The sequence below is a fragment of the Streptomyces sp. XM83C genome (assembly GCF_023072675.1).
Classification (GTDB): domain Bacteria; phylum Actinomycetota; class Actinomycetes; order Streptomycetales; family Streptomycetaceae; genus Streptomyces; species Streptomyces thermocoprophilus.
This window is the reverse complement of record NZ_JALLGL010000048.1, coordinates 18,382-27,657: the sequence shown is the minus strand read 5'-3', so window position 1 is coordinate 27,657 and position 9,276 is coordinate 18,382. Positions and strand designations below refer to the sequence as shown.

Sequence of the window (9,276 nt, the reverse complement as noted above, 5' to 3'; positions counted from 1 at the left end):
TATGCAGCTTAGTCTCGTGGCCTCGGAGTTGTTAAAAAGAGAAAGACACCGCACCGCCGTACCGCTCACACAGCACCGCTGTACCGCCGTACCGCCGTTCCCCGGCCCAGCGCCGCGCGACAGGTACTCGACACGAAAGGGGGATAGAACAAATGTTCGCAATCATCGCGCCGGGCCAGGGTTCCCAGACCCCCGGCATGCTGGCCGGCTGGCTGCGCGACCCGGAGTACGCCGAGCGCGTACGGGCCTGGTCCGAAGCCGCCGACGTGGACCTCGTCCACCTCGGCACCCGCGCCCCGGCCGCCGAGATCGCCCGCACCGAGCACACCCAGCCCCTGCTGGTGGCCCAGGGCGTGCTCGCGTACGAGGCGCTGGCCCCGGCGGCGGCCGGCCGGACCGTGGTGGCGGCCGGCCACTCCGTCGGCGAACTCACCGCGGCCGTGTACGCGGGAGTCCTCACCCCCGAGGACGCCGTACGGCTCGCGGCGATCCGCGGCCGGGCCATGGCCGCCGCCTGCGCCGAGGCACCCACCTCCATGGCCGCCGTCGTCGGCGGCACCGAGACCGAGGTGCTCGAGCGCATCGGTGAACTCGAACTGCACGCCGCCACGTTCAACGGGCCCGGGCAGATCGTCGCCGCCGGGCTCACCGAGAACCTGCAACGGCTGGCCGCGGCGCCCCCGCCCGGCGCCACCGTCAAACCGCTCGCCGTCGCCGGAGCCTTCCACACCCCGTACATGGAGTCCGCACGGCAGACCTTCGCCGCCGCGGCCGACGCCACCGCCTTCGCGCCGCCGAGCGGGCCGCTGCTGTCCAACGCGGACGGCGAGGCCGTCACCGACCCCGACGACATCCGCCGCCGCCTCGTCGACCAGGTCGCACGGCCCGTGCGCTGGGACCTGTGCCTGCTCGCCCTCGCGCGGCTCGCACCCGGGCTGACGGTGTCCCTGCCGCCCGCCAAGACCCTCACCGCGATCCTCCGCCGTCAGCACCCCGAACTCGCCGTCCTGCCCGTCGCCACCGCCCGCGACATCGGCAAGGTCCACGCCCGGCTCACCGCCGCCACCCCGACCGTCCGGAAGGAGGAACCCGCCCATGCCGGTGTCTGACCTCATCGCACACCGCCGCGCCGACCGCGGCGACCACATCGCCGTCATCGACTCCGACGGCCCCGTCACCTACCGCGAACTCGGCCTCGCCGTGGACCGCGCCGCCGGCTGGCTGCGCGCCCGCGGCATCGCCCCCGGCGACCGGGTCGTCCACGCCGGCGGCAACGACCGTTCCTTCCTCGCCCTGTTCTGGGCCACCCTCCGCGTCGGCGCCGTCTTCGTCCCCGTCCACCCCGAGCTGACCGACCCGCAGATCGACCACATCGTCGGCGACTGCACCGCCGCCCTCGCCGTCTGCCCGCCCGGCGCCGGCCGGCGCGCCCGGCACACCGTCGAACCGGCCCGCGCCTGGCAGGAGATCCTCGACACCCCCGCCGACGACTTCACCGCCCCCGCCGACGACGACACCGTCGCCGTACTGATCTACACCTCCGGCACCACCGGCCGCCCCAAGGGCGTCGTCTGCCCCCACCGGCAGATCCTGGCCGCCGTCGACGCCATCAACGCCTGCCTCGGCTACCGCGCCGACGACGTCGTCCTGTGCCGGCTGCCGCTCTCCTTCGACTACGGCCTCTACCAGGCCCTGCTGTGCGCCCGCACCGGCGGCACCCTCGTCCTCGCCGAACGCGCCCGCGACGTCGGCCTGCTGAAGGTGATCGAGGAGCACGGCGTCACCGTCGTCCCGCTGGTGCCGTCCCTCGCGCAGATCCTCACCCTGCTGCAACGCAAGCACCGCCGGCCCACCCGCGTCCGGCTGTTCACCAACACCGGCGCCCGACCGGGCCGCACGGTCATGGCCGAACTCCTCGACGTCTTCCCCGGATCGGTCTTCGCCTCCATGTACGGCATGACCGAGTGCAAGCGCATCTCCATCCTCGACCCCGCCGAGTACGCCACCCACCCCGACTCCGTCGGCCGGCCCATCCCCGGCGACGAGGTCCGCATCATCGGCCCCGACGGCACCACCCTGCCCCCCGGGCAGACCGGCGAGATCGTCGTCCGCGGCGCCACCGTGATGGCCGGCTACTGGGGCGTCCCCCTGGAACAGCAGCAGCGGTACGTGCCCCTGCCCGACGGCACCCTCGAACTGCGCACCGGCGACCAGGGCCGCCTCGACGCCGACGGGCGGCTCTACTTCACCGGCCGCGACGACGACATGATCAAACGGCGCGGCATCCGCCTCGGCCTCACCGAGATCGAGGACGCCGCCGAACGCATCCCCGGAGTCACCGCCGCGGTCGCCCTGCGCCCCGAACCCGAGGACGGCCCCCTCCACCTGGCCGTGCAGTCCGTCCTCACCCCCGAGGAGATCCGCACCCACCTCGCCCTCAGGCTCGACCGGGCCCGGATGCCCGACCGGATCACCCTCATCGACACCGTGCCGCTCACCAGGAACGGCAAGCCCGACCGCGCGGCCGTCCGGCGGCTCGTGGAGCGGCCGGCGCCCGCCACCCCCGCCTCTCCCATCGACCCGACGAGGACCACCCATGAACCAGTCGCCGTCTGAGAAGCCGACCCAGTCGCAGTTCCACGAGCTCGTCGAGCGGATCTGCGCCGTCACCGTCACCGACCCGGAGACCCCCCTCGTGGAGCTCGGCGTCGACTCGCTGCACACCGTCGCCCTGGTCATGACCATCGAGGAGCAGTACGGCATCGAGATCGACCCCGAGGTGATCGGCGACCCGTCGCTGACCTCCTCCGCCGGGCTGTGGCGCTCCGTCCAGGACCAGCTGGCCGCCGCACTGCCGGCCAGAGCCGGGAGCTGACCGCCATGTGGACCGACATGCGCCCCGCGGTGGAGATGCCGCGGCTGTTCGAACGGGGCGGCGACGTCATCTCGTTCGCCGGCGGACTGCCCGACCTGGACGTCCTGCCGCTGGACACCGTCTCCGCCCAGCTCTCCCGGCTCGTCCGGCTCGGCGGCAAGCTCGCCCTGCAGTACACCACCCCGCACGTGGCGGGCGCCCTCGTCCCGGCGATCAAGGACCTGATGGCCCGTGAGGGCACCACCGCCGAACCCGGCGGTCTCGTCCCCACCGCCGGCTCCCAGATGGGCCTGATGGCCGTCGGCCTCGGCCTCGCCGCACCCGGCGAGACGATCCTCGTGCAGACCCCCGCCTACCCGGGCGCCGCGGCAGCCTTCCGCACCGCCGGACTCACCCTGCACGCCGCACCCGAGGACGCCTCCGGGCTCGACGCGCACGCCCTGCGGCGCACCGTCGCCGAGCTGCGCGCCGCGGGCCGCACCGTACGGCTGCTGTACTGCAACCCCACCTTCCAGAACCCGACCGGCGCCACCCTCCCCGAGGCCCGCCGTCGCGAACTCGTCGCCGCCGCCCGCGAACTCGACCTGCTGATTGTCGAGGACAACCCGTACGGGCTGCTCTCCTTCGACGGCACCACCACCACCGCGCTGCACGCCCTCGACCCCGAACGGGTCGTCTACCTCGGCACCTTCTCCAAGGTGTTCGCGCCCGGCCTGCGCTGCGGCTGGATCGCGGCGCCCGAACCGATCGCCGCCTCCCTGCGCCGTACCACCGAGGTCATGGCCCTGTCGCCGTCCGCGCTGACACAGGCCGCGCTCGGCGCGTTCCACTCCCGCTCCGGCTGGGACGACCTGCTCGACGCCTACCGCCGCAGCTACAAGGAACGCTGCGACCTGATGGCCGACGCGCTGGAGGCCGAACTGGGCACCGACGGCCCGTGGCAGTGGGAGCGGCCCGGCGGCGGCTTCTACATCTGGCTGCGCCACCGCGACGGCACCGACACCGCCCGCTTCGTGGCCGCCGCCGCCGAGCACGGCGTGTCGTACGTGCCCGGCAGCCACTTCGGCATCGACGGCGAGCACGCCGACGCCCTGCGGCTCTGCTTCAGCAACGTGCCCCGCAAGCGCATCGCCGAAGGCGTCGCCCGCCTCGCCGCCGCACTCACCGAGCCCGCCTCCACCCTGCGCGGAGCGGCCTGATGACCACCGCACTCGACACCCGGCAGCACCTCGACACCTCCGCGTTCGGCCCGGCGTACCGGCTGGGCGACAGCACCTGGCACGTGTGGGGAGTCGGACTGCTGCGCAGCGCGGGCTTCCCCGTCTCCGGCCTCGACCTGCTCGGCGGCCCCCGCGCCGCCCGCGCGGCGGTCGAAGCCGGCACCGGGGACACGGCGTCGGACACCTTCCGCGCCGCCTACCGCGCCGACACCGACGCCGAGGCCGAACGCCTCGCCCGCCTCGCCACCGACGACCGGGTGCGCACCGCCATCGCCTGGCAGAACCGCACCGTCTACCGCATCCTCGACTCGCTCGCCGCCCGCAAGGGCAAGGAGTCCAAGCGCCGCCAGCGTGAACGCACCCTCGCCATGTACTGGCTGCGGTACTGCGCGAAAGCCGACACCATCGGCTTCTTCGGGCCCGGCGCCTGGATCACCGTCGGGCGGGGCCGGCGCGCCCTGGACCTGCGGCACGGGCCGTCGCTCACCTCGCGGAGCCGTACGTTCTTCGAACGCTGGACGGTGGCCGCGCTCGCCGACTGGATGACGGCACAGCCCGGCGCCCGCTGGTGGTTCCCGCCGATGCTGCGGCCCGACGTCCACCTCGACGGCGATCGGCTGCTGCTGCCCGGCGGGCGCACCCTGCGGCTCCGCGAGGACGACGTGGCCGTGCTGCGGCTCGCCGACGGCGACCGCGGCGGCCAGGCCATCACCGACGCGCTCGTCGCCACGGCCGGGTGGGACCCGGCGACGGCACAGCAGCGGGTGCGGAAGGTCCTCGACCGGCTGCTGAAGCAGCGGGTGCTGACCTGGGACGCGAACATCCCCGTCGACGTCCGCGCCGAGCAGGTGCTGCGGCGCCGCGTCGCCGGCATCGGCGACCCGGAGCTGTTCGTCCGCTGCGAGACGATCCTCACCGAACTGGACCGGCTGCGCGAGGAGATCGACCGCGCGGGCAGCGCCGAGGAACTCGTCGCCGCCCTGGACCGGCTCGACGACTTCTTCGTCACCACCACCGGGCAGGACGCCTCCCGCGAGGAGGGCAAGGCCTACGCCGGCCGCACCCTGTGCTACCAGGACAGCCTGCGCGACTGCGCCCTCGACCTCGGCGGGGACTTTCTCGACACGATCGCCCGCCCCCTGGCCCTCGTCGCGGACGCCGCCGACTGGTTCGGCAACCGGCTCGCCGAGCTGGTGGAGACGGAGGTCGCCGCGCTCGTCCGGCGCGCCGCCGCCCGCCGCCCCGGCGGCAAGGTCTCCCTCGCGGACGTCTGGCCGCAGGTGCTCGGCCTGTTCTGGGGCGACAAGGCCACCCCCGTGCACACCGCCACCCGTGAACTCGCCGAGAAATGGCGGCAGGTCCTCGACCTGGACCCCGCCGCCCCCGCCTCCCGTCCGGTGCGGCTGGGCACGGCCGACGTCGAGCACCGTATCCGCGAGGTCTTCGCGACCGGCCCGGTCGGCTCACCGCACCTGGCCGTGCACAGCCCCGACCTCCAGGTGGTGGCGGCCTCCCCGGAGGCGTTCGACGCCGGTGACTACACCGTCGTCCTCGGTGAACTGCACGCCTGCCTCGCCACCCTCGACCTGCCGTTCCTCGACTGGACCTGCGACAGCGGCTCCCTGCGGGACAAGGTCAACGAGGCGATCGACGCGCCCCGGCTCGTGCCGCTGCTGCCGGTGGAGTGGAAACGCAACAGCGGCCGTATGGTGCCCGCGCCGATCGGGGCGGGGGACCGGCTCATCGGCTTCACCCGGGCCCCGTACGACGACCGCACCCGCGTCGACCCGGCGACCGCGATCACGCTCACCGAGACCGACGGAACGGTCACCGCGACCACCCCCGACGGCCGGAACTGGTCCGTGGGCGAACTGCTCGCCGTGCCCGTCTCCATCATCGCCGCCGACGCGTTCAAGATCGGGCTCGACCGGGAGCACGCCCCGCGGGTGCTCCTGGACGACCTGGTCCTGTTCCGGGAGACCTGGCGGCTGCCGGCCGCCGGCGTCCCCCTGCCGGACAAGGCCGACCGGGAACGGGACTATCTCGCCGTACGCCGCTGGGTGGCCGAACACGCCCTGCCCGACCGGCTGTTCGTGAAGTTCCCCGAGGAGACCAAGCCGTCCCTCGTGGACTTCACCAGCCCGACCCTCGTGCTCACCTTCGCCAACCTCGTCCGCGCCGCACGGCGCCTCGACCCGGGGGCCGTCGTGACGCTCAGCGAACCGCTGCCGGCCCCGGACGACTCCTGGCTGACCGACGCGGACGGCGAGCGCTACGTCAGCGAACTGCGGCTCCAGATCAGCAGAAAGGTGCCGGAATGACCGTCCTCGCCTCCGACGGGGCGGCCGTGGCGCTCGGCGCCACCCGCTCCCGCGACCCCGACATCGTCGCCACCATAGGGTCCACGCCGCTCGTCGCCCTCGACCGGCTGTTCCCGCCCGACCGGTTCCAGGTGTACGCCAAGTGCGAGCGCTTCAACCCGGGCGGCAGCATCAAGGACCGCGCCGCGAAGTCGATGATCGAGCACGCCATCAAGGCGGGAAAGCTCGTCCCCGGGGTCTCCACCGTCGTGGAGTCCTCCTCGGGCAACCTCGGCATCGCCCTCGCCCAGCTGTGCAACTTCTACCGGCTCGACCTGATCTGCGTCGTCGACCCGCGCACCACCGCGCAGAACACCGCCATCATGCGGGCGTACGGCGCGAAGGTCGAGGTCGTCGACCGCGACCCGGCCACCGGCGAGTACCTGCCGGCCCGGATCGCCCGGGTCCGCGCCCTGCTGGACAGCGTCCCCGACGCCTACTGGCCCAACCAGTACGCCAACGAGTACAACGCCCGCGCCCACCACCACACCATGCGGGAGATCTGCGAGGCGCTGCCCGGCGGCCCCGACTATCTGTTCCTCGCCGCCGGCACCACCGGCACGCTCCGCGGCTGCGCCGAGTACATCCAGGAGCAGGGCCTGGCCACCCGGGTCGTCGCCGTGGACGCGGTGGGCAGCGTGATCTTCGGCCCGCCGGAGCCGTGGGAACGGGCGCACCGGCGCACCATCCCCGGACACGGCGCCGCCGTCGTACCGCCGCTGCTGCGTCCGCATCTGGCCGACCGGGTCGTCAAGGTCACCGACCTCGACTGCGTGCGGGGCTGCCGCCGGCTGCTCGCCCAGGAGTCCATCCTCGCGGGTGGCTCCTCCGGCGCCGTGATCTCCGCCCTGGAGGGCGCCGCCGAGTGGCTGGAGCCCGGCGCGACCTGCGTCGCCGTGCTCCCCGACGGCGGCGACCGCTACCTCGACACGATCTACAGCGACGCCTGGGTCGAGACCCGCTTCCAGGAATCCCCGCCCGACCCCGACCACGAAAGGAGTGAGCCGTGAAGATCCTCGGACGGGACGACGTCGACGCCGCCCTCAAGGGTCTCGACCCCGTCGTCCTCGACGCCGTACGCACCGCGTACGTGCTGCACGGCCAGGGCCACTCACAGGTGCCCTTCTCCAGCTTCCTGCGCCCGCCGACCCCGGCCGGCTCCCGCATCATCTCCCTGCCCGCCTACCTGGGCGGCCCGGAGCCGGTGATGGGCCTGAAGTGGATCTCGTCCTTCCCGGCCAACGTCGAGAAGGGCCTCCAGCGGGCCTCCTCCGTGCAGATCCTCAACGACCTGCACACCGGCTACCCGACGGCCCTGATGGAGGGCAGCCGGATCTCCGCCTCCCGCACCGCCGCGAGCGCCGCCCTCGCCGCGGGCGCCCTGCACGGGGGGCGCCGGGTGCGCACCGCCGGCCTGATCGGCTGCGGCACGATCAACCAGCGCGTCCTCGCCTTCCTCACCCTGACCCATCCGGAGCTGGAGACCGTCGTGCTCCAGGACGTGGTGCCGGGCCGCGCCGAGGTCCTCGCCGCCGAACTGGAGTCCGAATACCCGAAGCTGTCCTTCCGCGCCGGGGACGTCGCCGACGCGCTCGCCGCCGAGACGGTGTCGATCGCGACCACCGACTCCACCTACTGGCTCGACCTGGGCGAACACCCCGACCGGCCCGAGGGGCAGGTCATCCTGCACCTGTCGCTGCGCGACCTCAGCACGGCCTCCGTGCTCGGCGCGTACAACGTGGTCGACGACATCGAGCACGCCGTACGCGAGCAGACCAGCCTGCACAAGGCGGAACAGGAGGTCGGGCACCGGGAGTTCGTGCACGCGGAGATCGCCTCCGTGCTCGGCTGCACCGAGCCGCCCGCCCCCGGACGCACCGTCGTCTTCTCACCGTTCGGGCTGGGCGTCCTCGACCTCGCCGTCGCACAGGTCGTCCTGCGCGCCGCCACCGAGTCCGGCCTCGGCTCCGACGCCGCCGGCTTCGACCCGGGCAGCCACCGCGTGACCGCCGCGATGCTGGGAGGCGCCGCATGAGCACGACCCTGTTCACACCCGGCACCCGGGCCCTCGTCACCGGCGCCTCCCGCGGCATCGGCGCGGCCATCGCGCTCACGCTCGCCGAGCACGGCTGCGACGTCGCCCTCAACTACCGCTCCAACGAGGCCAAGGCCGAGGAGGTCGCCGAACGCATCCGCGCCCTGGGCCGCGAGGCCCTGCTGCTGCGGGCCGACATCTCCGACGAGGCCCAGGTGGCCGCCATGTACAAGGAGCTGAAGACGGCCTGGCGCTCCCTGGACGTGGCCGTCCTCAACTCCGGCGTCACCGCCGACGGCCATCTCGCCGCGATGAGCGGCGCCAAATGGCAGGAGGTCATCGGCACCAACCTCACCGGCACCTTCTACACCGTCCGTGAGGCCACCAAGCAGATGTACGCGAGCGGCGGCGCGATCGTCCTGATCGCCTCCACCAGCGGCATCGCCGGCCGGGCCGGACAGGCCAACTACGCGGCCAGCAAGGGCGGCGTGATCTCCCTCGCCAAGACCCTGTCGTACGAGGTCGCCCCGCGCGGCATCCGCGTCAACGTGGTCGCGCCGGGCTTCATCGACACCGACATGGTCAAGAAGGTGCCGCCCGCGCAGATGAAGGAGGCCCTCCAGGCGATCCCCATGGGACGCATGGGCACACCCGCCGAGGTCGCCCAGGCCGCCGCCTTCCTCGCCAGCCCCGCCGCCTCCTACATCACCGGCAAGGTGCTCACCGTCGACGGCGGAATGATCCCCAACTGACCATCCGCACCACCTTCTGACAACCCATCGATCC

General features: G+C 73.3%; 8 protein-coding genes. All 8 read left to right on the top strand.

The features are described from left to right. Positions 1 to 152: 152 nt before the first annotated feature. The 8 genes from MTQ10_RS08555 to MTQ10_RS08520 are packed head-to-tail and all read left to right on the top strand — an operon-like array spanning position 153 to position 9,242. The gene (locus MTQ10_RS08555; protein WP_247464093.1) at positions 153 to 1,109 is read left to right on the top strand and encodes an ACP S-malonyltransferase; all 957 of its coding nucleotides are present in this window, start codon (positions 153 to 155) and stop codon (positions 1,107 to 1,109) included. Further along, positions 1,096 to 2,616, top strand: coding sequence for a class I adenylate-forming enzyme family protein (locus tag MTQ10_RS08550; protein ID WP_247464091.1), 1,521 nt, complete (start codon positions 1,096 to 1,098; stop codon positions 2,614 to 2,616). The genes MTQ10_RS08555 and MTQ10_RS08550 overlap by 14 nt, the downstream gene beginning before the upstream one ends. Continuing rightward, positions 2,597 to 2,875, top strand: a complete 279-nt coding sequence (locus MTQ10_RS08545; RefSeq protein ID WP_247464089.1) for an acyl carrier protein — start codon at positions 2,597 to 2,599, stop codon at positions 2,873 to 2,875. Before MTQ10_RS08550 ends, MTQ10_RS08545 begins: the two co-directional genes overlap by 20 nt. 5 nt (positions 2,876 to 2,880) lie before the next feature. Then, positions 2,881 to 4,074 carry an aminotransferase-like domain-containing protein gene (locus MTQ10_RS08540; protein WP_247464086.1) on the top strand — a complete coding sequence of 398 codons (1,194 nt, stop codon included), beginning with the start codon at positions 2,881 to 2,883 and terminating at the stop codon, positions 4,072 to 4,074. Then, a complete protein-coding gene (locus MTQ10_RS08535; RefSeq protein WP_247464084.1) occupies positions 4,074 to 6,416 on the top strand; it encodes a lantibiotic dehydratase in 2,343 nt (780 codons plus the stop codon). The genes MTQ10_RS08540 and MTQ10_RS08535 overlap by 1 nt, the downstream gene beginning before the upstream one ends. Next, on the top strand, positions 6,413 to 7,465 hold the full coding sequence (gene sbnA / locus MTQ10_RS08530; protein ID WP_247464082.1) for a 2,3-diaminopropionate biosynthesis protein SbnA: 1,053 nt from the start codon (positions 6,413 to 6,415) through the stop codon (positions 7,463 to 7,465). The genes MTQ10_RS08535 and sbnA overlap by 4 nt, the downstream gene beginning before the upstream one ends. After that, positions 7,462 to 8,490: a 2,3-diaminopropionate biosynthesis protein SbnB gene (gene sbnB, locus MTQ10_RS08525; protein WP_247464081.1), complete on the top strand. Its 1,029-nt coding sequence runs from the start codon at positions 7,462 to 7,464 to the stop codon at positions 8,488 to 8,490. Before sbnA ends, sbnB begins: the two co-directional genes overlap by 4 nt. Continuing rightward, the gene (locus tag MTQ10_RS08520) at positions 8,487 to 9,242 is read left to right on the top strand and encodes an SDR family oxidoreductase (RefSeq protein WP_247464079.1); all 756 of its coding nucleotides are present in this window, start codon (positions 8,487 to 8,489) and stop codon (positions 9,240 to 9,242) included. The genes sbnB and MTQ10_RS08520 overlap by 4 nt, the downstream gene beginning before the upstream one ends. The last annotated feature ends 34 nt before the right edge of the window (positions 9,243 to 9,276 follow it).

What these genes read in the sequence shown, in the direction of transcription:
- MTQ10_RS08555 (WP_247464093.1), top strand. Translation starts at nt 153, where the DNA reads ATGTTCGCAATCATCGCGCCGGGCCAGGGTTCCCAGACCCCCGGCATG.
- MTQ10_RS08550 (WP_247464091.1), top strand. Translation starts at nt 1,096, where the DNA reads ATGCCGGTGTCTGACCTCATCGCACACCGCCGCGCCGACCGCGGCGAC.
- MTQ10_RS08545 (WP_247464089.1), top strand. Translation starts at nt 2,597, where the DNA reads ATGAACCAGTCGCCGTCTGAGAAGCCGACCCAGTCGCAGTTCCACGAG.
- MTQ10_RS08540 (WP_247464086.1), top strand. Translation starts at nt 2,881, where the DNA reads ATGTGGACCGACATGCGCCCCGCGGTGGAGATGCCGCGGCTGTTCGAA.
- MTQ10_RS08535 (WP_247464084.1), top strand. Translation starts at nt 4,074, where the DNA reads ATGACCACCGCACTCGACACCCGGCAGCACCTCGACACCTCCGCGTTC.
- sbnA (WP_247464082.1), top strand. Translation starts at nt 6,413, where the DNA reads ATGACCGTCCTCGCCTCCGACGGGGCGGCCGTGGCGCTCGGCGCCACC.
- MTQ10_RS08520 (WP_247464079.1), top strand. Translation starts at nt 8,487, where the DNA reads ATGAGCACGACCCTGTTCACACCCGGCACCCGGGCCCTCGTCACCGGC.